The following is a 24,098-nucleotide window of genomic DNA, read 5'->3' as shown; positions in this document are numbered from 1 at the left end:
CTTAACACAGCCGTAGGCAATTTGCCGAACAGCTGCTATACTTCGCGCCGTTTCCTGTTCTTTAACATCCTAGTTGGAAGATACCCATGCATCCGATGCTGACTATCGCCGTGCGCGCTGCGCGCAAGGCCGGTAACCTGATTGCCAAAAACTACGAAACCCCGGACGCTGTAGAAGCGAGCCAGAAAGGGACCAATGACTTCGTCACCAACGTCGATCGCGATGCAGAGCATCTGATCATCGACGTCATCCGCAAGTCTTATCCGCAACACAGTATCGTGAGCGAAGAACGCGGTGAGCTGATCGGCGAAGATCGCGATGTGCAATGGGTGATCGATCCACTGGATGGCACTGCAAACTTCATCAAACGTTTCCCTCATTTCTCCGTTTCCATCGCCGTACGCATCAAAGGCCGTACCGAAGTGGCCGTGGTTTACGATCCGATGCGCAACGAACTGTTCACCGCCACGCGCGGCCAGGGCGCACAGCTCAACGGTTACCGTCTGCGCGGCACCAACGCCAAAGATCTGGATGGCACCATCCTGGCGACCGGCTTCCCGTTTAAAGTCAAACAGCACGCCACGCCTTACATCAATATCGTCGGCAAGCTGTTCACCCAGTGCGCGGACTTCCGCCGCACCGGTTCCGCTGCGCTGGATCTGGCCTATGTCGCCGCCGGCCGCGTGGACGGTTTCTTCGAAATCGGCCTGAAGCCGTGGGACTTCGCCGCAGGCGAACTGCTGGTGCGTGAAGCCGGCGGCCTGGTCACCGACTTCGTCGGCGGCCACAATCACTTCAGCTCCGGCAACGTGGTCGCAGGCAACCCGCGCGTGGTGAAAGCCATGCTGGCCACCATGCGTGAAGAACTGAGCGAAGCGCTGAAGCGTTAATCGCCAGAAGCGAATCGAAAAAAAGCGCTGCCGATGCAGCGCTTTTTTTATGCCCGTTAGCGGGAGAAGGGGCGGATGCCGCCGCCGAATTCCGGCTGCGCGCTGACGTACAGCAACAGCCCGGCGGCCAACAGGATCAGACCGCCGGCCAGCGCCAGCGCCCCCCAGGCCACCGCGCTCCAGGCGGCGGGCGCGCGCGAACGGCTGAGGCGCACCGCCAGCCGGCGGCTGTAATGCACCAGCAGCGCCAGCATGGAGATGGTCAACGAGGTGCCGAACGCCATCGCCAGCGCGGAGATCACTCCCCAGCCGAACACGCCGATCACCTTGGAAAACAGCAACACCAAAATCGCTCCCGAACAGGGACGCATGCCCATCGCCAGCACGATGGCGGCCTGAGTGCGCCAATCGCTTCCCGCCTGCAGCTCGCTGTCGCTCGGCAGATGCCGGTGGCCGCAGCCGCAATTGGCGCTGTGCACATGATCCGCCGCCAGCGGCGTCAGGCTGTTGATGCGCAGCGCCGGCGCCGGGCGCATCGCCTTGATCGCCGCAAACAGGCGTTTCAGCGCGCGCCAACTCAGCAGCACGCCAAGCAGCATCACCAGGATAAAGCTGCCCTTCTCCAGCCAGAAACTGCTTTGATGCAGCTGGCGCGAAGAGAGCTGTAACACCACCAGCATCAACGTGACCAGCGCGATCGCCACCCCGCCCTGCACCAGCGAAGCGGCGAAGGTCAGCTTCAGGCTGCTTTTCAGCCGCGCCGGATGGGTGGCCAGATAGGTGGCGATCACCACTTTGCCGTGGCCGGGGCCGAGCGCATGCAAGACGCCATAGCCGAGGCTGAACAGCATCAGCGCCAGCCCGGCCTGCTGCGGCGCGGCCTTCACCTGCTGCAATAGCCCCGCCATCTGCTGGTGCAGCGCTTTTTGCCATACCACGCTCTGCATCAGCAGCTGCGGCCAATAGTGCCACGCCAGCAGCGCGGCGGCCGCCAGCGCCAGCGTAAACGGCAGCAGCGGCCACAGGCCGAAGGCCCAGTGGCGCCGGCTCGTCGTCGGTTGCGAGAGATTCAGCGACATTGCAGCGTCACCCGCTGGGCGAACTGCTGCCCCAGCGCCAGGTCTTCACCGGGCGAGTCGTTCTTGTCGAGCGACAGCGCATAGGCCTGCAGCGACGCATTCGGCTGCGGCGTCATCAGCTTGTAGCTGCACTGCTGCGCCATCTCCGGCGGCAAATGCAGCGCATTTTGATCTTTATAGGTCATATCCACGAAATAAGTCGGATCGTAAGTAGAAAGTTCGAACGGCTTGCCCGCCAGCGGCTGCGGTTCGGCCAACGGCAGCACGAACTCCAGCACCGCCTGGTTGCCCTGGCGCGACAGGTGATATTCGCTGGGCAAGTTCAGGTATTTCACCGGCTTGCCGTCGCGGTAAAGATCGGTGAAATAGTGCTGCCCCAGCACATTGGCCATCACTTCCGCCGCCAGCTTTTTCCATACTTCCGAATCGCTCTTGGCGTTTTTCGCATCGTAGAGCAGATCCGCCGAGGTGATTTCATCCATCACCCACACCATTTTCAGGCCGACCAGCCGCTGGTCCTTGGCGACAAAGGTGGTGTTCATGTCGATAAAGCTGTGTGGATGCGCGATCGCACCGGCGCTGAACACGGCGCCGAAAGCAGCCAAAAGACGACGTAACTTCATCATTATCCTGTCTTACCTGCATTTGTTATAACGTAACACAAATAACTGCCGAACGGCCCGCCTCTCCCGGCGATATTTGTGACGAAAGTTGTAAGCCGAAGTAAAAGCCGCGCTGTCATCCTGACGTTGCAAAGCCTTTTGCTATGCTTAGGCATAATCGCAACCTTTTATGCCGGAAGGTGATAATGAGCCTGGACACCTCTCCCGTGCCCGCGCTCTCCGGACAACAACGGCGCTGCCATCTGCTGCTGATGCTGTACACGCCGGAGCCCGAGTTACAACTGGAGACCCTAAGCCGAATCAACGGCGTCGCCCCCCCGATAACCCGGCAAGATATAGCCGAGGTAGCCAGTGAAATCCAGCGTTTCCATCACCTGGAGATCGCCGTCGATCCCGACCATGGCTACCAACTGCGGGGCAGCGCGCTTGACCAACGCCTGTGCCTGATCCATTGGCTGCGGCGGGCGCTGCGCTGCAGCCCGCTGTTTGTCGAAAGCGACTTCGCCCCGCGCCTGAGGCAAGCGCTGGCGGCCTATGCCGTCCCGACGTCTGCGCTGGCGGAGGCGATCGACGCCTGCGGGCCGCTGCTTAACCGCCACTTCGACGCGCGCGACCGCCAATTTCTGCAGCATTACCTGCTCTACTGCGCCTGGCAAAATCGCCTGCAGCAGCATCCGCGTTTCGACGCCGTTCAACGCGACTGGCTGCGGCAAAAGCCGGAGCAGCAAGCCGCCGCCTGGCTGCATCAGGCCTGCAACCGGCTGTTTAACCAGCCGCCGCAGGCAGACGAGCGCGATTTTTTGGCGCTGACCTTCACCCTGTTGAAAAATCACAGCTACCACAGCAATGACTCGGCGCAAGAGCAGCGGTTGATGACGGCGATCGACAGCATGGTCGAGCGTTTCCAGCAGCTTTCCGACATGGCCTTCAGCAACAAGGCGGAGCTGGTCAGCCAGCTGTTCGCCCACCTGGCGCCGGCGCTGGAGCGCTGCCGTTTCGCCATCGGCATCGACAATATGCTGCTGGAAGACGTGGTGCGCAAATACCCGCGGCTGATGCGCACCACGCAGGAAGCGCTGAAACCGCTGGAACAGGAGTACGGCGTGCATTTTTCCAACGAGGAGGCGGGCCTGGTGGCCATCAGCTTCGGCGCCTGGCTGATGCAGGACAACGCGCTGCAGGAAAAACAGGTGCTGTTGCTGACGCTGGACAACCCGCAGCTGGAAGAGGAGGTGGAATATCAGATCCGCGAGCTCACGCTGCTGCCGCTGAACATCAAATATCTGCCGCTGAGCGACTATCTGTGCGGCGGAGCGCCGCAGGGCGTCACGCTGGTGATCACCCCCTACGCGGCGGTGCACAGCGCTCCGCACCCGCCGCTGATCTATACCGAACTGCCGCTGGAAAACCGCCAGCGCCAGGCCATCCGCGCGCTGCTGGAAGCCCCTTAATCACCGGCTGACGCTGACCGCCGGCGGCCGGATGAACAAGGCCGGCACCGCGACCGCCGCCATCACCCAGAACACCCCGCCCTGCCAATGTTCGAACAGGAACCCGGCAATGACCGTCATGACGGCGATGCCGCCGCCCATCGCCAGCGCCGAATACACCGCCTGCAGTTGGATCACCTCTTGCCCCTGGCGCGCGGCGATAAAGCGCATCGCCGCCAGATGGCAGACGGTGAAGGTGCCGCAGTGCAGGATTTGGATCAGCAGCAGCCAACCCAGCTCGGTGCTGTAGGCCATCAGGCTCCAGCGCAACACGCCGCAACAGGCGGAAAGCAGCAGCAGGTTGCGCGCATTCCAGCGGCGGAACAGCACGTTGCTGCTGGCGAAAATAATCACTTCCGCCACCACGCCCAGCGACCACAGATAACCGATGGTCGAGGCCGAATAGCCCGCCTCCTGCCAGTAAATGGAGCCGAAGCTGTAGTAGCCGGCGTGCGCGCCCTGCAGCAGCGTGACGCACAGCAGGAAGCGCCACACCGGCCCCTCTTTCAGCAGCGCCCACAGCGAACGCTCGGCCCCGCCGTGCGTGCGCGCTTCGCCCTGCGGCATCACGCTCGGCTTCAGCAGCATGCCCAGCAGCATCGCCAGCACGCTGAGGATCAGGCTGTAGAGAATGGCGTTATGGCCCCACACCGCCACCAGTTGCCCGGTCAGCGCCGAGCCGATGACGAACGCCAGCGAGCCCCACAGCCGCACCCGGCCGTAGTCCATGCGGATCTGCTTTTGCCAGGTGGCGGCCAGCGCGTCGGTCAGCGGCACCAGCGGCGAGAAGAACAGGTTGAACCCCGCTATCACCAGCATCAGCCAGCCCCAACCGTTGCCGAAACAGAAGCCAACCGCGAAAGCCAGGGTCAGCAGCGCCAGCAGGCGCAGGGCGGCGACCAGATGAGAGGGATCTTTAACGCGGGGAGCAATCAGTAAACTGCCGAGGAAGCGGGCCACCAAACCGGCGCCGAGCAATATGCCGATGGTTTCGGGCGCGATGCCCTCGCCTTTCAGCCACACGCCCCAGAACGGTAAGAAGATGCCGTAGGAAAAAAAGTAGGTGAAATAACTGAGCGCGAGCCAACGCGTGGATTGCAGAACCATGATCCCTCCGGTGTGAGGGCAATACTTTGACAGAGCTCACACCGACCCGCAATCTTCATTCCACTTCAATGCGTTAGAGTGCCAGACAGCTCACAGTTTGCCGCAAGCGGCCATAAAAAAACCCGCCGCAGCGGGTTTTGTCAGGCGAAAGCGGGATTAGGCGTAAACCGGCAGGCGGGCGCAGATATCCAGCACTTTCTTCTTGGTGCGTTCGATGGTGGCTTCATCGTTGATGTTGTCCAGCACATCACAGATCCAACCGGCCAGTTCGCGCACGTCGGCTTCTTTGAAGCCGCGACGGGTGACGGCCGGGGTGCCGATACGCACGCCGGAGGTAACGAACGGGCTCTTCGGATCGTTCGGCACGCTGTTTTTGTTGACGGTGATGTTGGCGCGGCCCAGGGCGGCGTCAGCTTCTTTACCGGTCAGGTTTTTGTCGACCAGATCCAGCAGGAACAGGTGGTTATGGGTGCCGCCGGAGACCACTTTGTAGCCGCGCTGCAGGAACACTTCCACCATCGCCTTGGCGTTGACCGCCACTTGCTGCTGGTAAACCTTGAACTCAGGCTCCATCGCTTCTTTCAGCGCCACCGCCTTGCCGGCGATCACGTGCATCAGCGGGCCGCCCTGGCCGCCAGGGAACACGGCGGAGTTCAGCTTCTTGTACAGCTCTTCGTCGCCGCCCTTCGCCAGGATCAGGCCGCCGCGCGGGCCCGCCAGGGTTTTGTGGGTGGTGGTGGTGACGATGTGCGCGTGCGGCACCGGGTTCGGGTACACGCCGGCGGCGATCAGGCCGGCCACGTGCGCCATGTCGACGAACAGGTAAGCGCCGATGCTGTCGGCGATTTCGCGCATTTTGGCCCAGTCAACCACGCCAGAGTAGGCGGAGAAGCCGCCGATGATCATTTTCGGCTTGTGGGTTTGCGCCTGTTTGGCCAGATCGTCATAGTCGATTTGACCTTTGTCGTCGATGCCGTAAGGCACCACGTTATACAGTTTGCCGGACAGGTTAACCGGGGAACCGTGGGTCAGGTGGCCGCCGTGCGCCAGGTTCATGCCCAGAATGGTGTCGCCCGGCTGCAGCAGCGCGGTGTAAACGGCGAAGTTAGCCTGGGAGCCGGAGTGCGGCTGCACGTTGGCGTAATCGGCGCCGAACAACTCTTTGGCGCGGTCGATAGCCAACTGCTCAACGATATCCACGTATTCGCAGCCGCCGTAGTAACGCTTGCCCGGATAGCCTTCAGCGTATTTGTTGGTCAGCTGGGAACCCTGAGCCTGCATTACGCGCGGGCTGGTGTAGTTCTCAGACGCGATCAGCTCGATGTGCTCTTCCTGACGCACCACTTCCTGCTCCATGGCACGCCACAGTTCCGCATCGTAATCGGCAATGTTCATTTCACGCTTTAACATCCGGCATCTCCTGACTTAAATCAGCTAACTAAAAAATCACCAAATAACTACCCGTTTGGGTTCTGGGTCACAGTGTAAACCGTTTCGCCCTACCGAAGATAGGTCTTGACAGAGGTTTTTACGCAAACGATTGGCTTAAGGCGGCGCAAGGCTTTGATCCGCGAAACGCTCCCGTTTATCAACGGACATTTCCTCATGCGAACAATGCGCTTTTTTCATGTTCTGTGAGCGCGATCGACGCCCGAAGAACACCGCAACGAAAACAAGGGTATTTACAAGCGGCGCGGAACCCAATAAGATGCATTTAAAATACATCATTACAATTGTCGTCAAGATCCCAACCCAAGGAGCGCCCCCATGCTGGATAGCCAAACCATCGCCACCGTGAAATCCACCATTCCCCTGCTGGCAGCAACCGGGCCGAAGCTGACCGCCCACTTTTACGATCGCATGTTCGCCCACAACCCGGAATTGAAAGACATTTTCAATATGAGCAATCAGCGCAACGGCGATCAGCGTCAGGCGCTGTTCGACGCCATCTGCGCCTATGCCGCCAACATCGAGAACCTGGCGGCGCTGCTGCCGGCGGTGGAGCGTATCGCGCAGAAGCACACCAGCTTCAATATCCAGCCGGAGCAGTACCAAATCGTCGGCGGTCACCTGCTGGCGACGCTGGACGAAATGTTCAGCCCGGGCCAGGAAGTCTTGGACGCCTGGGGCAAAGCCTACGGCGTGCTGGCCAACGTATTTATCCAGCGTGAAGAGCAGATTTATCAGCAGAGCGAAACCGACAACGGCGGCTGGCGCGATCTGCGCGCATTCCGCATCCTGAAGAAACAGCCGCAGAGCGACGTGATCTGCAGCTTCGTGCTGGCACCGGTGGACGGCGGCCGGGTGGCGGACTTCAAACCGGGGCAATACCTGGCGGTTTACATCAAGCACGACAGCCTGGAGCATCAGGAAATTCGCCAGTACTCGCTGACCACCTCGCCGAACGGCGAGTTCTACCGCATCGCGGTGAAGCGTGAAGATCAGGGTAAAGTGTCCAACTACCTGCACCAGCAGGCGCAGGAAGGCGACGTGATCTACATCGCCCCGCCGCACGGCGACTTCTTCCTCGACGTGAAGCCGACTACGCCGGTGGCGCTGATCTCCGCCGGCGTTGGCCAAACCCCAATGCTCGGCATGCTCAACACCCTGCACGACAGCCAACATCAGGCGCAGGTCCACTGGCTGCACGCGGCGGAAAACGGCAGCGTGCACGCCTTTGCCGATGAAGTGGCGGATATTGCCGGGCGCATGCCGAATCTGAGCCGCCATGTGTGGTACCGCGAGCCGGGTGCCGATGACGTGGAAGGCCGCGACTACCACAGCCGCGGATTGATGGATTTGAGCGCGCTGCAAGGCAGCCTGGCCGATCCGCAGATGCACTATTACTTCTGCGGCCCGGTGGCCTTCATGCAGTTCGTGGGCAAACAGCTGCTGGAGATGGGGGTAGAGGCCGAGCGCATCCACTACGAATGCTTCGGCCCGCATAAAGTGCTGTAATGCGTGCGGAGCGCGGCCGTCAGACCGCGCTCCCTCTTCATTTCGCCTGCAGTTGGCGCGCGTCCTGGACCTGCTGCACCGTCACCGGCGCCGCCTGGTTGCCCCAGCTTCCCCGCAGATAGCTCATCAGATCCGCCGCTTGACGATCGTTCAACGCCCAGCCGTAAGCCGGCATGTCGAACGCCATCGCCTGCTGCGTGATCGGCGTATGCGCCCCTTCCAGCACCACCCGCAGCGCGGTCAGCGGATTGTCCGCCGTTACCGTGGCGTTGCCCGCCAGCGCCGGAATGGCGAAGTCGGTGCCTTCACCTTTATTGCCGTGGCAGGTCGAGCAGTACATCGCATAGGTCGCCTTGCCGCCCGAATTATCCGCCTGCACGACAGGCGCAGCGGCTTTGGCGGCGGTGTCCGGCGCCAGGCTGCGCAGGTACACCGCGATGGCGTTCAGATCGCCGTCGCTGAGGTACTGCGTGCTGTGGGTCACCACCTCGCTCATCGGCCCGGCGACCGCCGCATGGCGGCTGCGGCCGGTCTTCAGCAGCGCCGTCACCTCTTCCGGCGGCAGCCCGCGCAGATTGGAGGCGTACCAGCCGTCCAGCTCGGCGCCGCTCAGGAACACCGGTTCCTTGCCGTCCAGCCCCTTCTCCTGCATCGCCCAGCCGCGCGGCGTATGGCAGCTGCCGCAGTGGCCCGCGCCCTGCACCAGATAAGCGCCGCGGTTCCACTCGGCGCTTTGCTGCGGATCCGCCTGATACGGCTGGTCGTCGTGGAACAGCTGATTCCACACCGCCAGCGGCCAGCGCATCGACAGCGGCCAGCTGATGTCGCTGTCCCGGTTGGCGACGTTCTGCGCCGGCACCTCATTCATCAGATAGTCATACAGCGCGCGCATGTCTTCCGCGCTCATTTTGGCGTACGAGGTGTACGGCATCGCCGGGTAGAGCCGGTGGCCGTCTTTGGCCACCCCCTGACGCATGGCGCGATCGAACTCCTCGAACGAATAGGCGCCGATGCCGTGCAGCTTGTCCGGCGTGATGTTGGTGGCGTAGATAGCCCCGAGCGGCGTCGGAAACTTCATGCCGCCCGCCAATTCTGCGCCGCCCGGCGCGGTATGGCAGGCGGTGCAGTCACCGGCTTTGGCGACGTATTCCCCGGCCGACATCGCCTGGGCAGAACCGCCGGCGGCCAGCAGGCTCAACAGGTACAGCGAGCGCAGACTCATGCTCCCTCCTTGGCGGCAATCTTGCCGTAGGCCAGTTCATTCACCGCACGCCACGCCTGATCGATCGCCGAGTTGGCGTACGGGCTCCAGTCGGCATCGGAGTTGGCGATAGCGATCTTGCCGATCGGCTGCCGCGCCGTTTCGATGATTTTCTTGGCTTCGTCTTCGTCATCAAACAGCCCGTTAAGGAAGTAGGAGTAACCGTGTGACCAGCGGTTGACAGTGATCGCCTGAATGTCGCGCTGATGATCGAAACCGGCCTCGCCCAGCATGCCCTGCAGCTGTTCGCGGATCATCTGTTCGTGCACTTCGAACGGCGTGCCCAGCAGCAGCGCGCGCCCTTTGCGCGACTGTTCGCGCGTGCTGAGGCCGCTGCCCGGCAGCGTCGGCACATACACCATATGCAAGCCGATCGGCCGATCCGGATCGCGCGGGTGCTGATAGCCGCCCATGCTCACCGGATAATCCAGCTTCACGCGGCTGTACGGCGCGGCCGGCGAATAGACCTCGTGCACGCCCAGCTTGATGAACGGCTGCCAGTTGCGGATCACCACCTTGCTGTACACCAGGGGCGCCTTGACGTTCTGCTTCAGCGCCTCCTGCTGCTCGTGCGCCATCTCCGGCACCAGATACGGGATCATCATGTTGTAGCCGGCCATCACCACCTGTCCGGCGCGCACTTTGGTCATCTTCTCGCCGGTCATGTAGGTGACTTCCACCTTGTCGCCGACGTTGGCCGCGTGCAGCCCGGTGCTGTTCAAACGCAGCTTCACCGGCGATTCCGGCCGATCGAGCTGGCTGTAGTCGAATTTAGCCAGCACCACGTCGTTCATGTCCTTGCCGGCCGGCGCCACCGCCGGGATCAGTTGGCGCACCATCAGGCGCGCCAGCGTGGCGTTGCCGTCCGGGAAGTGGAACACGTAAGGATCGTCGAGATCCGCCTGCGACTCTTCGTCCAGCGGCGGCAGATTCATGCCGTTCAGGCCCGGCAGATCGCAAATGCGCGCATCGCTGCACGACGTGCCGTCGATGCCCACCGCCTGGAAATCGTTGGTGGTCTGCTGGAAATAACGGATCGCCAGTTCGCTCAGGCCCACCTTCTCGCGCAGGAACTGGGTGTAGCTGTGGCTGTCGAGCCAGTCGACCTTCTGCTCCAGCGTCATCTCCGGCAGATAGTCTTTCTCCACCGTGTGCAGCGCGATCAGCGCCTGGCGATCGCTTTCCGGCAGCGGGAAATCGCCGATGAACGCTTCATAAGAGCGGCCGTTGAGGCGATCGCGCGGAATGTCGTCCGCCACCGTGCGGCCCGGATCGCCGCTCACCACCTTGTCGACGCCGAAGTTCTTGCGATCGAAGTAAACCCCGCGGCTCAAATTCAAATCCGGGTAGAAGGTGGTGTCGAAAGCCTGCTCCAGTTGGTCGATATCGACGCCGAGCTTGCGCAGCAGCCCCATAGCCACCGGGCTGAAGTTGGAGCGCGGCGACTGCAGCGATTCGCTGCCGCCGTAGCCGAGCAGCATGCCGTCGTCGCTGTTGAACTCGTTGCGCTTGGCGTGGCCGCCGAAGTCGTCGTGGTTGTCGATCAAAAGAATGCGCTGCTGCTCGCCTTTCAGCTGCTGCCAGAAACAGGCGGCCGCCAGCCCGCTGATGCCGGCGCCCACCACCACCAGATCGAACTCTTCAACGGCGGGCACGCTGCCGAAATCAAAGGTTTTGCCGTCGCGCCCCAGCTGGTGCGCATGCTCGAACGAGCCCGGATGATTGCCCCGCAGCCCGGTCAGCGCCGGCGGATAGTACAGGGTTTGATTGGCGGTTTGCGGCGACGCGCGCAAGATTTGCAGCGGCGTCAACCCGGCGGCGATGGTGATCGCCACTCCGTTGAGAAAATCTCGTCTGGTGATACCCATATAGGCTTCCTTTCAATTTTTATTATCATCAGCCGGCCGGAGCCGGCTCGAAGGCCGCGCTATTGTGCGGATAATTACTGTAAAATCAATGTTTGAACATGACATGACGAATAGCCGTGTAATCCTCCAGCCCGTACATCGACATATCCTTGCCGTAGCCGGACAATTTCTGGCCGCCGTGCGGCATTTCGCTCACCAGCATGAAGTGGGTGTTCACCCAGGTGCAGCCGTATTGCAGGCGGGCGCTTAAGCGATGCGCGCGGCCCACGTCGCGGGTCCACACGGACGACGCCAGGCCGTAGTTGGATTCGTTCGCCCAGGCCAGCACCTGCTCTTCGTCGTCGAACGGCGTCACCGTCACCACCGGGCCGAACACTTCGCGCTGCACGATCTCATCGTCCTGGCGCGCGCCGGCCAGCAGCGTCGGCTGGAAATAGTAGCCCGGCCCCTTCACCTTCTCGCCGCCGGTCACCACCTGCACGTGCGGCAACGCTTTGGCTCGCTCGACAAAACCGGCCACCCGCTCCAGATGCTGGGCGGTAATCAACGGCCCCAGCTCGGTGCTCTCGTCGTCCGGCGCGCCGATCTTCAGGCTGGCCACCGCCTCGCCCAGCCGCTTGACCAGCTCGGGATAAATGTTTTTCTGCGCGTAGATGCGGCAGGCGGCGGTGCAATCCTGCCCGGCGTTGTAGAAACCGAAGCCGCGAATGCCGTCCACCACCTGCTGCAGATCGGCGTCGTCAAACACCAGCACCGGCGCCTTGCCGCCCAGCTCCATATGGGTGCGCTTAATGCCGGCGGCGGTGTGGGCGATGATGTGCTCGCCGGTGGCGATCGAGCCGGTCAGCGACACCATGCGCACCTTGTCATGCCCGGTCAACCGATCGCCCACGCTGGCGCCGCGCCCGAACAGTACGTTGAGCACGCCCGGCGGGAACAGCCCGGCGGCCAGTTCGGCCAGTTTGAAGGTGGTCAGCGGCGTCTGCTCCGACGGCTTGATCACCACGCAGTTGCCCGCCGCCAGCGCCGGCGCCAGTTTCCAGGCCGCCATCATCAGCGGGTAGTTCCACGGCGCGATCGAGGCCACCACGCCGAGCGGATCGCGGCGGATCATCGAGGTATGCCCGGCCAGATACTCGCCGGCGGCCATGCCGGTCAGGCAGCGGCTGGCCCCGGCGAAGAAGCGAAACACGTCGGCCACCGCCGGCAGTTCGTCATTCAATACGCAGTGATAAGGCTTGCCGCAGTTGAGCGACTCCAGCCTGGCGAAGGTCTCGGCATGCTCGTCGATCAGATCCGCCAGTTTGAGCAGATGCTCGGCGCGCTCCTTCGGCGTGGTTTGCCCCCAGGCGGCGAACGCGGCGTCCGCCGCCAGCACCGCGCGATCGACCTGCTCCGGGCTGGCCTCCGCCACCTGCGCGATCACTTCGCCGGTCGCCGGGTTATACACCGGCTGGGTGGCGCCCTGGCCATTCACCAGTTGGCCGTCAATCAACAGTTGGCTTTGCATAGGGTTATCCTTTTATCAGAGGTCGGGTAAGGAAATTATTTGCCGCTGCCGGCGACGCTTTCTCCACCTTTGGTCAGGTAGTAAGCGCCGAGGATCGGCAGCATGGTCAACAGCATCACCGACAGCGCCACCACGTTGGTGATCGGCACGTCGCGCGGGCGGCCGAGCTGGTTCAGCAGCCACAGCGGCAGCGTGCGCTCGTGGCCGGCGGTAAAGGTGGTCACGATGATTTCATCGAACGACAGCGCAAACGCCAGCATGCCGCCGGCCAGCAGCGCCGAGCCGAGATTCGGCAGGATCACATAGCGGAAGGTTTGCCAGCCGTCGGCGCCGAGATCCATCGACGCTTCGATCAGGCTGTACGAGGTGCGGCGGAATCGGGCGATAACGTTGTTGAACACGATCACCACGCAGAACGTCGCATGGCCGACGACGATGGTCAGGATGCCGGGCTCGATGTTCAGCGCCTTGAACGCCGCCAGCAGCGCCAGGCCGGTGACGATCCCCGGCAGCGCGATCGGCAGCAGCAACAGCAGCGAAATGCTGTCTTTGCCGAAGAAATCGCGCCGATACAGCGCCGCCGCCGCCAGGGTGCCGAGCACCAGCGCGATGGCGGTCGCCAGGCAGGCTATCTGCGCCGACAGCAGCACCGCATCGATAATGTCCTGCCGCCCGGCGGCGACGTTAAACCAGTGCAGCGTGAAGCCCTTCGGCGGGAAGCTGAAGGCCGCGTCCTCGGTGTTGAAGGCGTAGATGGCGATGATCGCCAACGGGAAATGCAGGAAGACAAGTCCGCCCCAGGCGGCCAGCTTCAGCCCTAAGGGCGCGCGTTCAGAGTGCATCGAAAGCCCCCAGACGTTTGACGATGGAAAGATAGATGGCGATCAGGACGATCGGCACCAGCGTAAAGGCCGCGGCCATCGGCATATTGCCGATCGCGCCCTGCTGGGCGTACACCATGCTGCCGATGAAATAGCCCGGCGGCCCCACCAGCTGCGGCACGATAAAGTCGCCCAGCGTCAGCGAAAAGGTGAAGATCGATCCGGCGGCGATGCCCGGCACCGCCAGCGGCAAAATGACGTGGCGGAAGGTCTGCGCCGGCCGGGCGCCCAGATCCGCCGAGGCGTGCAGCAGCGAGGGCGGCAGGCGCTCCAGCGCCGCCTGGATAGGCAGGATCATGAACGGCAGCCAGATATAAACGAACACCAGAAAACGCCCCAGCCCCGAGGTCGACAGCGTGTTGCCACCGACGCCGGGCACCGTCAGCAGCGACGCCAACAGCGGCTCCAGCCCCAGGTGCTGCAGGAACCACTGCGCCACGCCATCTTTCGCCAGCAGCAAAGTCCAGGCATAGGCTTTGACGATATAGCTGGCCCACATCGGCATCATCACGGCGATGTAAAAGAACGCCTTGACGCGGCCGCTGGTGTAACGCGCCATATAATAGGCGATGGGGAACGCCAGCGCCGCGCTGGCCAGCGACACCAGCACCGCCATGGTCAGCGTGCGCAGGATGATGTCGTAGTTGGCCGGGTTGAACAGCGCCGCCAGGTTGGCGAAGGTCAGATCCGGCGTCACCGCCATGGTGAAATCGTCGAAGGTGTAAAACCCTTGCCACAGCAGCGTCAGCAGCGAACCGAGGTACACCGCGCCGAACCACAGCAGCGGCGGCACCAGCAGTAACAGCAGATACAGCGTCGGCCGGCGATAGAGCCAGGTCGACAGCGCGCGCACGGTACCGCCGCGCGCCGGGGGGGAATCGATGCTCATGTCCATCTCACCTCTCCTCCAGCAGCGGCACCATCGCCGCGCGCGGCCAGCAGGCGACGATCGGCTGGCCGATCTGCCGCTGTTGCCCATCGGCGATCCACTGCGGATTGGCCTGGCTGACCAGCAGCTTTTCGCCGCCGTTCAGCGCGATTTCATAGCGCGTGGCCGCGCCCTGGTAATGGATTTCCTGCAGCGTGCCCTGCACCTGGATCTCGTCCTGCGCCGCGCCGCCTTGCTCCAGCAGGCGGATATGTTCCGGCCGGATCGAGAAGGTTCGGCTTTCGCCGAGCAGGCGCTGCGCCAGCTCGCTGCGCACCACGTTGGAGGTGCCGACGAACTCGGCGACGAACGGCGTCTTCGGCCGCATGTAAAGCTCGCGCGGCGTATCCACCTGTTCGATGCGGCCGTTATTGAACACCGCCACCCGATCGGACATCGACAGCGCTTCGCTTTGATCGTGGGTGACGAAGATAAAGGTGATGCCCAGCTGGCGCTGCAGCTTCTTCAGCTCGCCCTGCATCTGCTCGCGCAGCTTGAGATCCAGCGCGCCGAGCGGTTCGTCCAGCAGCAGCACCCGCGGCCGATTGACCAGCGCGCGTGCCAGCGCCACGCGCTGCCGCTGGCCGCCAGACAGGTGCGCCGGCTTGCGTTCGGCGACGAAACCGAGCGCCACGCTCTCCAGCGCCTCTTGCGCCCGCGCCAGCCGCTCGCGTTTGGCGACGCCCTTCACCATCAGGCCGTAGGCGACGTTTTCCAGCACCGACATGTGCGGAAACAGCGCGTAATCCTGAAACACGGTGTTCACGTCGCGCTGGTACGGCGGCAGGTTGGCGGCTTCCTGGCCGTGGATGCGAATCGAGCCGGAAGTGAGCTGTTCAAAGCCGGCGATCAGGCGCAGGCAGGTGGTTTTGCCCGAGCCGGACGGCCCGAGCATGGAGAAGAATTCCCCGTCCTGAATGTCGATGGATACCCGATCCACGGCGCGAACATCGCCGAAAGTCCGCGAAACATCGATGAATTGCACGGCAATGGTCATTTTCTGTGCTCCATTCTGATGTAATTCGGGCGCAGCGGGCTGCGCCCCGCGGCTTAGCGGCCGCCCATGATGGCGATGTAATCCTGGGTCCAGCGGCTGTATGGCACAAACTTGCCGCCCTGCGCCTGCGGCGTTTTCCAGAAGGCGATTTTATCGAACTGGTTAAAGCCGTTGGTTTCGCAGCCCTTCTCACCCAGCAGCGCGCTGGCCTTACAGCCCGCCGGCGAAGCCGGCACCGACCCGAACCAGGCCGCCACATCACCCTGCACCTTCGGCTCCAGCGACCAGTTCATCCACTGGTAGGCGCAGCTCGGGTGTTTGGCGTCGCTGTGCAACATGGTGGTATCCGCCCAGCCGGTCACGCCCTCTTTCGGGAACACGGTGGCGATCGGCTGCCCCTCGCCCTTCAGGGCGTTGGCCTGATACGGCCAGGCGCTGGAGGCCACCACGCCTTCGTTTTTAAAGTCGCTCATCTGCACCGAGGTGTCGTGCCAGTAGCGGTGGATCAGCGCGTGCTGGCTGCGCAGCAGCTTCAGCGCCGCCTGATACTGCTCTTCGTTGAGCTGATAAGGATCGCTGATGCCGAGCTGCGGCTGGGTGGCCTTCAGGAACAACGCCGCGTCGGCGATGTAGATCGGGCCGTCATAAGCCTGCACCCGGCCCTGGTTGCTCTTGCCGTCCGGCAGGTTCTGCTGCTGGAAGATCACCGCCCAGCTGTCCGGCGGCGTCGGGAAGGTTTTGGTGTTGTACATCAGCAGGTTCGGCCCCCACTGGTACGGGGTGCCGTAGGTTTTGCCGTCCACGGTGTACCAGGCGCCGTTCAACAGGCGCGGATCGATGTTCTTCCAGTTCGGGATCAGCGCGGTATTGATCGGCTGCACCCGCTTGCCGAAGATCAGGCGCAGCGAGGCGTCGCCGGAGGCGGTCACCAGATCGTAGCCGCCCTTGGCCATCAGGCTGACCATTTCATCGGAGGTGGCGGCGGTCTTCACGTTCACCGCACAGCCGGTTTGCTTCTCAAACTGGGTGACCCAGTCGTAGTTTTTGTCGGACTGGCCGCGTTCGATGTAGCCGGGCCAGGCGATGATGTCCAGCCGGCCTTCACCTTTGCCCAGCGACTGCGGCAGGTCGGCCGCCTGGGCCAAGCCGCACAGCACGGTGAGACAGAGCGCGGAGACGGTGGTGGTGACTGCGGTAGTTTTTGCCATCGTAATTACCCCTGTGTTGCTTATCGGTATGCGGCAGGGAACGGCTGCCGCCTGATTTTTCTTGATATAACCGTTAGAAGCCGGCTTTGAACTTCGCCATTACGTGCCTGACAACGCTGTAATCCTGCAGCGAATCGCTGGACAGATCCTTGCCGTAGCCGGAGCGTTTCAGGCCGCCGTGCGGCATTTCGCTCGCCAAGGTGAAATGGGTGTTGATCCAGGTGCTGCCGTACTGCAGATGAGCGGCGATGTGCAGCGCCCGATCGATATTTTGCGTCCACACCGACGAGGCCAGGCCGTATTCCGAGTCGTTGGCCCACGCGACCGCCTGCTCCAGGTGTTCGAAGCGCGTGACGCTGACCACCGGGCCAAACACCTCGCGCTGCACGATCTCGTCGCTTTGCAGGCAGCCCGCCAGCAGGGTCGGCTGATAGTAGAATCCCGGCCCGGAGTGCGCCGCGGCGCCGGTGATCAATTCGATATGCGGTTGGCTGAGCGCCCGCTCGACAAAGCTGGCGACGCGATCGCGCTGGCGGCTGCTGATCAAGGGGCCGATCTCGTTGTCCTGATCGCGCTTGCGGGCGAAACGCAGGCTGGCGACCGCTTCGCCCAGCGCGTCCACCAGTTTGGGATAGATGCCCGCCTGCGCGTAGATGCGGCAGGCGGCGGTGCAGTCCTGGCCGGCGTTGTAATAGCCGTAGGTGCGAATGCCGTTGACCACCTCGTCGAGATCGGCGTCGTCGCAGACGATCACCGGCGCTTTGCCCCCCAGCTCCAGATGAGTGCGCTTGACGCTTTTGGCCGCCGCCTGGAGAATTTTTTGCCCGGTGACGATATCGCCGGTGACCGACACCAGCCGCACCTGCGGGTGCCCCACCAGCTGGCTGCCGACCCCTTCCCCGCCGCCGTAGACGATATTCAGCACGCCCGGCGGCAGGATCTCCTGCAGCGCCGGCACCAGCGCCAAAATGGTCAGCGGCGTGTGCTCGGACGGTTTGAACACCACGGTATTGCCCGCCGCCAACGCCGGCGCAATCTTCCACGCCGCCATCATCAGCGGATAGTTCCAGGGGGCGATCGAGGCCACCACGCCGATCGGATCGCGGCGGATCATCGAGGTGTGGCCCGGCACATACTCACCGGCCAGTTGCCCTTGCTGCGTACGCACCGCGCCGGCGAAGAAGCGGAACACGTCGACCGCCGCCGGCAGATCGTCATTGAGCGCCTGATGCAGCGGTTTGCCGCAGTTGAGGGCTTCCAGCTGCGCCAGCTGCGGCGCCTGCCGCTCGATGGCGTCGGCGATGCGCAGCAACAGCGTGGCACGCTGGGCCGGCGTAGTGCGCGACCAATGGCCAAACGCCTGCTGCGCGGCTTTCACCGCGCTGCCGACCTGCGCCGAAGAGGCTTCGGTAAGGGCGATCAGCGTCTCGCCGTTGGCCGGATTGACGATGCACTCCTGCTGGCCTTCGCCGTCGATAAGCTGACCGTTAATGAACTGCTGACAGGACAAACCTGAGAGAACCTGCACATCCGCCATCGCCTGACGCCCCTAAGTGACAAAAACGTTAACCAAATGTGAATAAGTTAGTTTTAATCAGCCTAAGCGAGCCTCTGGCGGGCAACAAATTCTAAATACTGAACGACGCGTTCGATTAAATCGAATGCTTAAGCCCGGCGGCGTGTTTGCTGCCGTTCTCGCGCGCGATGGTGAGGAACGGCGTCACCAGCTCCGGCCGCGCGCTGCCGCGCCGCCATGCCAACCCGATATCCAGCGGCTCCAGCAAATCGTCCAGCTTGCGCGCCTCGATCATGTTGCCCTCCAGCGACCAGGCGCGGTACGCCATGTCCGGTTGGATGGAGACGCCCATCCCCGCCGCCACCAGGCTGCGCACCGCCTCGGTCGAGGCGGTCTTCATGGCGATCTCCGGCTTCAGCCCGGCGCGCGCCCAGATGCGCCGCGCGTGCACGTCCATTTCATCGGCGTTGAGCTGGATCAGCGGCTGTTTGGCCACGTCTGCCAGGCTGATGCTCTCGTGCTCCAGCAGCGGGTGCAGCGGCGGCAGCCACAGACGATACGGCGAGTGCATCAGCACCTCGGTCTGCAACGCGTCGCGGTCTTCGATATTCGACAAGATCAGCACGCCGATATCGATCTCGCCGCTGACCAGCAGATGCTCGATGTACGGACGTTCGTCTTCAACCACCTGCACGGTGACGTTGGGATAAGCCGATTTAAAGCGCGTGAGCAACTCCACCAGGAAGTAACCGGCCACCAGGCTGGTGACGCCGATAGTCAGCTTGCCGGTCAGGCTTTCGGTGCCGATCTGCAGGCTGCGCTTGGCGTTGTCCACCGTCGCCAGGATCAGATACGACTGGCGCAAAAATTGGTGCCCCTGATGGGTCAGCGTCATGCCCTTGGCGTGGCGATCGAACAGCCGCACGCCGATCTCGGTTTCCAGCTGCTGGATCGCCAGCGTCAGTGAAGACTGGGAAACAAACACCGCCTGGGCGCCGGCGGAGATCGACCCGGTTTCCGCCACGGCGATGAAGTGGCGGATTTGGCGTAATGTCATCATCCCCATCGCCTTTCAAGCCGCTGCGTTGTTGTCTGCGTGCTATTACGTGGCCCATCCGTAGGCCACGCCCTAACGGGCCGCTGCGAGCAGCGTTCAAATCTGCTCCCGGCAGATTTGTCCCCCCAGTCACTTACTTGAGTAAGCTCCTGGGGATGCACGCCCTTGCCGCCTAGCCGCAACTTGAAATTCATTGGGGATCACCTTAATCAAAATAGTTACGTTGATTGTAGATCTCGCGAGAGAAGCGATCGGGAAAAGTATCAAAAACGCGATAGCGTTCGCTTTTTTAGAATGCCGACAGGCAAAAATGGGGGGAACAATGAGGCGAAGAAGTGCGATGTGCGGGGGACAGAAATGACAAGGGCGCAGCACGCTGCGCCCTGATGGCCGATGATCCTGCGGAGGATCAGATCGCTTCTTCGTCCTGCTCGCCGGTACGGATGCGCACCACGCGCGCCACGTCGAAGACGAAGATTTTGCCGTCGCCGATCTTGCCGGTCTGCGCCGTCTGCATGATGGTTTCCACGCAGGTGTCGACGATGTCGTCGGCAACCACAATCTCGATCTTCACCTTAGGCAGAAAGTCGACCATGTATTCGGCGCCGCGGTACAGCTCGGTGTGGCCCTTCTGGCGGCCGAAGCCTTTCACTTCGGTGACCGTCATGCCGGTGATGCCCACTTCGGCCAGCGCTTCGCGGACGTCATCCAGTTTGAACGGCTTGATAATCGCGTCGATCTTTTTCATCTTCTTTCCTTTTACCAATTTTTGCGGCCAAAACCGGATGTGATGGGGTAGCGGCGGTCTTTGCCGAAGTTACGGGCGGTGATGCGCGGCCCGACGGCGGCCTGACGCCGCTTGTATTCGTTGATGTCCACCAGGCGGATCACCTTACGCACGATCGCTTCGTCGAACCCTTCGGCCACCAGATCGGCGACCGACTTGTCGCGCTCAACGTAGCCTTCCAGGATCGCATCCAGGATATCGTACGGCGGCAGGCTGTCCTGATCGACCTGATCCGGCGCCAGCTCGGCGGACGGCGGACGATCGATCACCCGCTGCGGGATCACGTAGGAGACGGTGTTACGGTATTCGGACAGCTTGAACACCAGCGTTTTCGGCACGTCTTTCAACACGTCGAAACCGCCGGCCATATCGCCGTACAGCGTGGCGTAACCGACCGCCATTTCGCTCTTGTTGCCGGTGGTCAGCACGATGCTGCGGCGTTTGTTGGACAGCGCCATCAGCACCACCCCGCGGCAACGCGCCTGCAGGTTTTCTTCGGTGGTGTCGCGCTCGGTGCCGGCGAACATCGGCGACAGCTGGCCCATAAAGGCGTCGAACATCGGTTCGATGGAGACGATATCGAACTCCACGCCGAGGATTTCCGCCTCTTCCTTGGCGTCGGCGATGCTGATATCCGCGGTGTAGCGGAATGGCATCATCAGCGCCTGCACCTTGTCTTTGCCCAACGCATCCACGGCGATCGCCAGCGTCAGCGCCGAGTCGATGCCGCCGGACAGCCCCAGCACCGCGCCTTTAAAGCCGTTTTTGGTCACGTAGTCGCGCACCGCCAGCACCAGCGCCTGATACACCTGCGCCAGCTGCGGCAGTTCGGCGGCCGGATCGGCCATCGGCACCACATCCAGCTCGTTGAATTCCAGGCGGGTCACCTGCTCGTCGAAAGCCGCCAGACGGTGTGTCATGGTGCCGGCGGCGTCGAAGACCTTGGAGCAGCCGTCGAAGATCAGCTCATCCTGGCCGCCGACCTGGTTGAGGTACACCAGCGGCAGCTGGGTGCGCTGGCAGTGGCCGGCCATCAGCGTTCTGCGGATATACGGTTTTTCGCGGTTATACGGCGAGGCGTTGATCGACAGGATAATCTCCGCGCCGGCCGCCTTGGCGGCGTCGATCGGCTCAGGGAACCACAGATCTTCGCAAATCAGCAGCCCCAGACGGTAGCCTTTCAGCGCCACCACGCAGGTGTCGTTGCCGGCGTGGAAATAGCGCTTCTCATCGAACACGCCGTAGTTCGGCAGCTGCTGCTTGAAGTAGCGGGTCAGCAGGCGGCCTTCGGCGAACAGCGACAGCGCGTTATACAGCTTGTCGCCTTCGCGCCACGGGTGGCCGACCAGGATCGCCGTCTCGGCGGAAGCCTGCTGCAGGCGCAGCAGCTGCGCATCACAGCGCTCATAGAAATCATTGCGATACAGCAGATCTTCCGGCGGGTAGCCGGACAGCGCCAGTTCGCTGAACATGACCAGATCGGCTCCCGCCTTCTGCTGCTCCTGCACGATTTGCAACATGCGTTCGGTGTTGCCTTCAATGTCGCCGACCAGCAGGTTCAGCTGGGCCAGGGCGATGGAAAGTGATCTGCTCATTTGTGTACGATCCCGCTTAATACGTTCCATGGTGCTCTACGCCGGGGCGCGCCGCGGCAAAGAGAACGGAGTGTAAATCATTCCGCCGGATTTGTTGAGAACCTGCGTGGCAGGCGCCGGCGGGAAACTGTCATTCTTTAAAATCGTTGGCGTCCAGCTCGTGGCGCGACAGCAATTTGTAAAACTCGGTGCGGTTGCGGCCCGCCATGCGCGCGGCCTGGGTCACGTTGCCCTTGGTGATCTGCAGCAGCTTGCGCAGGTAATGCAACTCGAACTGGTTGCGCGCTTCGGCGAAAGTCGGCAGTGCGGTGTTTTCCCCTTCCAGCGCCTGCTCCACCAACGCTTCGCTAATCACCGGCGCCGAGGTCAGCGCCACGCACTGCTCGATGACGTTGACCAGCTGACGCACGTTGCCCGGCCAACTGGCGGTCATCAGCCGCTTCATGGCGTCGGTCGAGAAGCTGCGCACGAACGGCTTGTGCCGCTGCGCCGCTTCGCGCAACAGGTGATTGGCCAGCAGCGGGATATCTTCGGCGCGCTCGTTGAGCGCCGGGATCTTCAGGTTCACCACGTTGAGGCGGTAGTAGAGATCCTCGCGAAACTCGTTCTTCGCCATCGCCTTTTGCAGATCGCGGTGGGTGGCGGAGATGATGCGCACGTCAATGTCCAGATCGCGATTGCTGCCGAGCGGCCGCACCTTGCGTTCCTGCAGCACGCGCAGCAGCTTCACCTGCAGCGACAGCGGCATATCGCCGATCTCGTCGAGGAACAGCGTGCCGCCCGCCGCCGCCTGGAACAGCCCTTCGCGGCTGCTGACCGCGCCGGTGAAGGCGCCCTTGGCGTGGCCGAACAGTTCGGACTCCAGCAGTTGCTCCGGCAGCGCGCCGCAGTTGATGGCGATGAACGCCTTGCTGGCGCGCGGGCTGGCCGCGTGGATCGCCTGCGCCACCACCTCTTTACCGGTGCCGCTCTGGCCGTTGATCAACACGCTGACGTCTGACTGGGCCACCATTTTCACCTGCTCCAGCAGGCGCAGCATCAACGGGCTGCGGGTAACGATGTCTTCCCGCCAGGCATCGTCGCCGGCCGGGCTGGCCGACAGCGCGAGCGCCTCGTCGATGGCCTTGTACAGCGCATCGCGATCCACCGGTTTGGTGAGAAAGCTGAACACCCCCTGCTGGGTGGCGGCCACCGCATCGGGAATCGAACCGTGCGCGGTGAGAATGATCACCGGCATGCCCGGCTGATGTTTTTGGATCTCGGCGAACAGCGCCATGCCGTCCATCTCATCCATGCGCAGATCGCTGATCACCAGATCGATCTGTTCGCGCGCCAGCAGGCGCAGCGCTTCCTGGCCGCTTTCGGCGGTGGTGACGTGAAAACCTTCGCTGGTCAGGCGCATACCCAGCAGCTTCAGCAGGCTGGGATCGTCGTCAACCAATAACAGGTTGGCCGGTTTGCGTGCGGTCATTGCGCGTGGGACTCCTTATTGGCGGGGTGCGGCGTATAGGTGTCTTCCGGTTCAACCGGCAGCGCAGTGCCCTTTTCTGGTTCGTCCTGCGGCTCAGCCCCTTTGGCGGCCGCGCCGTTTTTACCGGCGGCGTCGCCCTTTTGCGAGCCCGCGCCGTTGTCCGGTATTTCCCCTTGCAACTGCTTGCGCGATGAGAGCTGGCGCTCGATGTCGGTCAGGTTTTCCAGCTTGCGCGAGGTGTCCTGCAGCTGCGATTGCAAGCGCGCCTGGCTCTGGCGCAGCGAATCGATCTGGCTGTCGCTGCTCTCCTGCAGATGCTGATAACGCGCTTTCTCATCGAACAGCGTGATCTGCAGCATCTGCTGCTGGCGCCACAGCTGCGTCAGTGGACGCAGCGAGCCTGGGAACTCCATCCGGTAACTGTTGATCCTGTCGATCATCTGGCGGCGTTCGCCGGAGGTCGGCTGTGCGCTCCCCAGCAGGATGCTCTGTTTGAAAACGCCGGACCAGCTGTCGCCAGGCACCGTTTTCGCCAGCGCGCGCGCCTGGGTTGAGCCGATGCGATCGGCGCAGTCCATCGCGCGCAGCCAGTAGAGCGCGTTATCCAGCGCGTCCTTGTCGTCCAACTGCCACAGGGTATCGCAAGCCGCGGTGCGGTAATCGATCACCTTGGTATCCGGGATCGCCTCTTGTTGCTGAGCGCTCAGGCCGCCGCTGACGGCGCGATCGACGCAGCCCGCCAGCAACAGCGGCATAAAGAAAACGGCGCCCAACCAGCTGATCGGGCGTTTGCCGAGCGGCGCTCTGTGCGTGGCACGCGGTGAACGTTCGGTCTGTGAAAGACGAAGGCGCTTAGACCATGTGTACATTAT

20 protein-coding genes are annotated in these 24,098 nt (G+C 62.7%); 3 read left to right on the top strand and 17 right to left on the bottom strand.

Annotated features, from left to right (window positions below):
* The first annotated feature begins 86 nt into the window (after positions 1-86).
* Positions 87-890 carry an inositol-1-monophosphatase gene (suhB, locus tag ACJ8KE_RS19980; RefSeq protein WP_004941400.1) on the top strand — a complete coding sequence of 268 codons (804 nt, stop codon included), beginning with the start codon at positions 87-89 and terminating at the stop codon, positions 888-890.
* A 56-nt stretch (positions 891-946) separates the two neighbouring features.
* On the opposite strand, the gene ACJ8KE_RS19975 is transcribed toward suhB, so the two are convergent.
* Positions 947-1,969, bottom strand: a complete 1,023-nt coding sequence (locus ACJ8KE_RS19975; RefSeq protein WP_016929766.1) for a nickel/cobalt transporter — start codon at positions 1,967-1,969, stop codon at positions 947-949.
* The gene (locus ACJ8KE_RS19970) at positions 1,960-2,595 is read right to left on the bottom strand and encodes a DUF1007 family protein (RefSeq protein WP_028127507.1); all 636 of its coding nucleotides are present in this window, start codon (positions 2,593-2,595) and stop codon (positions 1,960-1,962) included. The genes ACJ8KE_RS19975 and ACJ8KE_RS19970 overlap by 10 nt, the downstream gene beginning before the upstream one ends.
* 182 nt (positions 2,596-2,777) lie before the next feature.
* On the opposite strand from ACJ8KE_RS19970, the gene csiE reads away from it, so the two are divergent.
* Positions 2,778-4,043 carry a stationary phase inducible protein CsiE gene (gene csiE / locus ACJ8KE_RS19965; protein ID WP_282677262.1) on the top strand — a complete coding sequence of 422 codons (1,266 nt, stop codon included), beginning with the start codon at positions 2,778-2,780 and terminating at the stop codon, positions 4,041-4,043.
* On the opposite strand, the gene ACJ8KE_RS19960 is transcribed toward csiE, so the two are convergent.
* Both ACJ8KE_RS19960 and glyA read right to left on the bottom strand, forming a co-directional pair.
* Entirely contained in the window at positions 4,044-5,189 is a 1,146-nt protein-coding gene (locus ACJ8KE_RS19960; RefSeq protein ID WP_016929769.1) for a 3-phenylpropionate MFS transporter, read from the bottom strand.
* Between the two features lie 156 nt (positions 5,190-5,345).
* Positions 5,346-6,599: a serine hydroxymethyltransferase gene (glyA, locus tag ACJ8KE_RS19955; protein WP_004941389.1), complete on the bottom strand. Its 1,254-nt coding sequence runs from the start codon at positions 6,597-6,599 to the stop codon at positions 5,346-5,348.
* 357 nt (positions 6,600-6,956) lie between these two features.
* Between glyA and hmpA the strand changes: the two genes are divergently transcribed.
* Positions 6,957-8,147, top strand: coding sequence for an NO-inducible flavohemoprotein (hmpA, locus tag ACJ8KE_RS19950; protein WP_261420286.1), 1,191 nt, complete (start codon positions 6,957-6,959; stop codon positions 8,145-8,147).
* 37 nt (positions 8,148-8,184) lie between these two features.
* On the opposite strand, the gene ACJ8KE_RS19945 is transcribed toward hmpA, so the two are convergent.
* From ACJ8KE_RS19945 to qseG, 13 genes are all read right to left on the bottom strand, one after another.
* Positions 8,185-9,369 (bottom strand): cytochrome c, encoded by a 1,185-nt coding sequence (locus ACJ8KE_RS19945; protein ID WP_016929771.1) that lies wholly within the window; start codon positions 9,367-9,369, stop codon positions 8,185-8,187.
* A complete protein-coding gene (locus ACJ8KE_RS19940) occupies positions 9,366-11,276 on the bottom strand; it encodes an NAD(P)/FAD-dependent oxidoreductase (protein ID WP_016929772.1) in 1,911 nt (636 codons plus the stop codon). Before ACJ8KE_RS19940 ends, ACJ8KE_RS19945 begins: the two co-directional genes overlap by 4 nt.
* 85 nt (positions 11,277-11,361) lie before the next feature.
* On the bottom strand, positions 11,362-12,786 hold the full coding sequence (patD, locus tag ACJ8KE_RS19935) for an aminobutyraldehyde dehydrogenase (protein ID WP_033639609.1): 1,425 nt from the start codon (positions 12,784-12,786) through the stop codon (positions 11,362-11,364).
* Positions 12,787-12,821: 35 nt separating this feature from the next.
* Positions 12,822-13,628: an ABC transporter permease gene (locus tag ACJ8KE_RS19930; protein ID WP_016929774.1), complete on the bottom strand. Its 807-nt coding sequence runs from the start codon at positions 13,626-13,628 to the stop codon at positions 12,822-12,824.
* Positions 13,618-14,562, bottom strand: a complete 945-nt coding sequence (locus tag ACJ8KE_RS19925; protein ID WP_016929775.1) for an ABC transporter permease — start codon at positions 14,560-14,562, stop codon at positions 13,618-13,620. Before ACJ8KE_RS19925 ends, ACJ8KE_RS19930 begins: the two co-directional genes overlap by 11 nt.
* A gap of 1 nt (position 14,563) precedes the next feature.
* Positions 14,564-15,592 (bottom strand): ABC transporter ATP-binding protein, encoded by a 1,029-nt coding sequence (locus ACJ8KE_RS19920; RefSeq protein WP_016929776.1) that lies wholly within the window; start codon positions 15,590-15,592, stop codon positions 14,564-14,566.
* 53 nt (positions 15,593-15,645) lie between these two features.
* A complete protein-coding gene (gene ydcS, locus ACJ8KE_RS19915) occupies positions 15,646-16,800 on the bottom strand; it encodes a putative ABC transporter substrate-binding protein YdcS (protein WP_016929777.1) in 1,155 nt (384 codons plus the stop codon).
* 73 nt (positions 16,801-16,873) lie between these two features.
* Positions 16,874-18,337, bottom strand: coding sequence for a gamma-aminobutyraldehyde dehydrogenase (locus tag ACJ8KE_RS19910; RefSeq protein WP_016929778.1), 1,464 nt, complete (start codon positions 18,335-18,337; stop codon positions 16,874-16,876).
* A gap of 115 nt (positions 18,338-18,452) precedes the next feature.
* Positions 18,453-19,376 (bottom strand): LysR substrate-binding domain-containing protein, encoded by a 924-nt coding sequence (locus tag ACJ8KE_RS19905; protein WP_015378793.1) that lies wholly within the window; start codon positions 19,374-19,376, stop codon positions 18,453-18,455.
* Positions 19,377-19,782: 406 nt separating this feature from the next.
* The gene (glnB, locus tag ACJ8KE_RS19900) at positions 19,783-20,121 is read right to left on the bottom strand and encodes a nitrogen regulatory protein P-II (protein ID WP_004847623.1); all 339 of its coding nucleotides are present in this window, start codon (positions 20,119-20,121) and stop codon (positions 19,783-19,785) included.
* A gap of 11 nt (positions 20,122-20,132) precedes the next feature.
* Positions 20,133-21,755, bottom strand: a complete 1,623-nt coding sequence (locus ACJ8KE_RS19895; protein ID WP_442517357.1) for an NAD+ synthase — start codon at positions 21,753-21,755, stop codon at positions 20,133-20,135.
* 130 nt (positions 21,756-21,885) lie between these two features.
* Positions 21,886-23,226, bottom strand: a complete 1,341-nt coding sequence (gene glrR / locus ACJ8KE_RS19890; protein ID WP_004941361.1) for a two-component system response regulator GlrR — start codon at positions 23,224-23,226, stop codon at positions 21,886-21,888.
* On the bottom strand, positions 23,223-24,095 hold the full coding sequence (gene qseG, locus ACJ8KE_RS19885; protein ID WP_050072195.1) for a two-component system QseEF-associated lipoprotein QseG: 873 nt from the start codon (positions 24,093-24,095) through the stop codon (positions 23,223-23,225). The genes glrR and qseG overlap by 4 nt, the downstream gene beginning before the upstream one ends.
* Positions 24,096-24,098 lie beyond the last annotated feature (3 nt).

It is taken from the genome of Serratia sp. CY56464, from assembly GCF_052168435.1.
GTDB lineage: Bacteria > Pseudomonadota > Gammaproteobacteria > Enterobacterales > Enterobacteriaceae > Serratia > Serratia marcescens.
Note: the sequence above shows the minus strand (reverse complement) of the source record. Positions and strands in the feature narration are given on the sequence as shown.

Coding starts and splice junctions, on each gene's coding strand:
- suhB (WP_004941400.1), top strand. CDS start 87: ATGCATCCGATGCTGACTATCGCCGTGCGCGCTGCGCGCAAGGCCGGT.
- ACJ8KE_RS19975 (WP_016929766.1), bottom strand. CDS start 1,969: ATGTCGCTGAATCTCTCGCAACCGACGACGAGCCGGCGCCACTGGGCC.
- ACJ8KE_RS19970 (WP_028127507.1), bottom strand. CDS start 2,595: ATGATGAAGTTACGTCGTCTTTTGGCTGCTTTCGGCGCCGTGTTCAGC.
- csiE (WP_282677262.1), top strand. CDS start 2,778: ATGAGCCTGGACACCTCTCCCGTGCCCGCGCTCTCCGGACAACAACGG.
- ACJ8KE_RS19960 (WP_016929769.1), bottom strand. CDS start 5,189: ATGGTTCTGCAATCCACGCGTTGGCTCGCGCTCAGTTATTTCACCTAC.
- glyA (WP_004941389.1), bottom strand. CDS start 6,599: ATGTTAAAGCGTGAAATGAACATTGCCGATTACGATGCGGAACTGTGG.
- hmpA (WP_261420286.1), top strand. CDS start 6,957: ATGCTGGATAGCCAAACCATCGCCACCGTGAAATCCACCATTCCCCTG.
- ACJ8KE_RS19945 (WP_016929771.1), bottom strand. CDS start 9,369: ATGAGTCTGCGCTCGCTGTACCTGTTGAGCCTGCTGGCCGCCGGCGGT.
- ACJ8KE_RS19940 (WP_016929772.1), bottom strand. CDS start 11,276: ATGGGTATCACCAGACGAGATTTTCTCAACGGAGTGGCGATCACCATC.
- patD (WP_033639609.1), bottom strand. CDS start 12,786: ATGCAAAGCCAACTGTTGATTGACGGCCAACTGGTGAATGGCCAGGGC.
- ACJ8KE_RS19930 (WP_016929774.1), bottom strand. CDS start 13,628: ATGCACTCTGAACGCGCGCCCTTAGGGCTGAAGCTGGCCGCCTGGGGC.
- ACJ8KE_RS19925 (WP_016929775.1), bottom strand. CDS start 14,562: ATGGACATGAGCATCGATTCCCCCCCGGCGCGCGGCGGTACCGTGCGC.
- ACJ8KE_RS19920 (WP_016929776.1), bottom strand. CDS start 15,592: ATGACCATTGCCGTGCAATTCATCGATGTTTCGCGGACTTTCGGCGAT.
- ydcS (WP_016929777.1), bottom strand. CDS start 16,800: ATGGCAAAAACTACCGCAGTCACCACCACCGTCTCCGCGCTCTGTCTC.
- ACJ8KE_RS19910 (WP_016929778.1), bottom strand. CDS start 18,337: ATGGCGGATGTGCAGGTTCTCTCAGGTTTGTCCTGTCAGCAGTTCATT.
- ACJ8KE_RS19905 (WP_015378793.1), bottom strand. CDS start 19,376: ATGATGACATTACGCCAAATCCGCCACTTCATCGCCGTGGCGGAAACC.
- glnB (WP_004847623.1), bottom strand. CDS start 20,121: ATGAAAAAGATCGACGCGATTATCAAGCCGTTCAAACTGGATGACGTC.
- ACJ8KE_RS19895 (WP_442517357.1), bottom strand. CDS start 21,755: ATGAGCAGATCACTTTCCATCGCCCTGGCCCAGCTGAACCTGCTGGTC.
- glrR (WP_004941361.1), bottom strand. CDS start 23,226: ATGACCGCACGCAAACCGGCCAACCTGTTATTGGTTGACGACGATCCC.
- qseG (WP_050072195.1), bottom strand. CDS start 24,095: ATGTACACATGGTCTAAGCGCCTTCGTCTTTCACAGACCGAACGTTCA.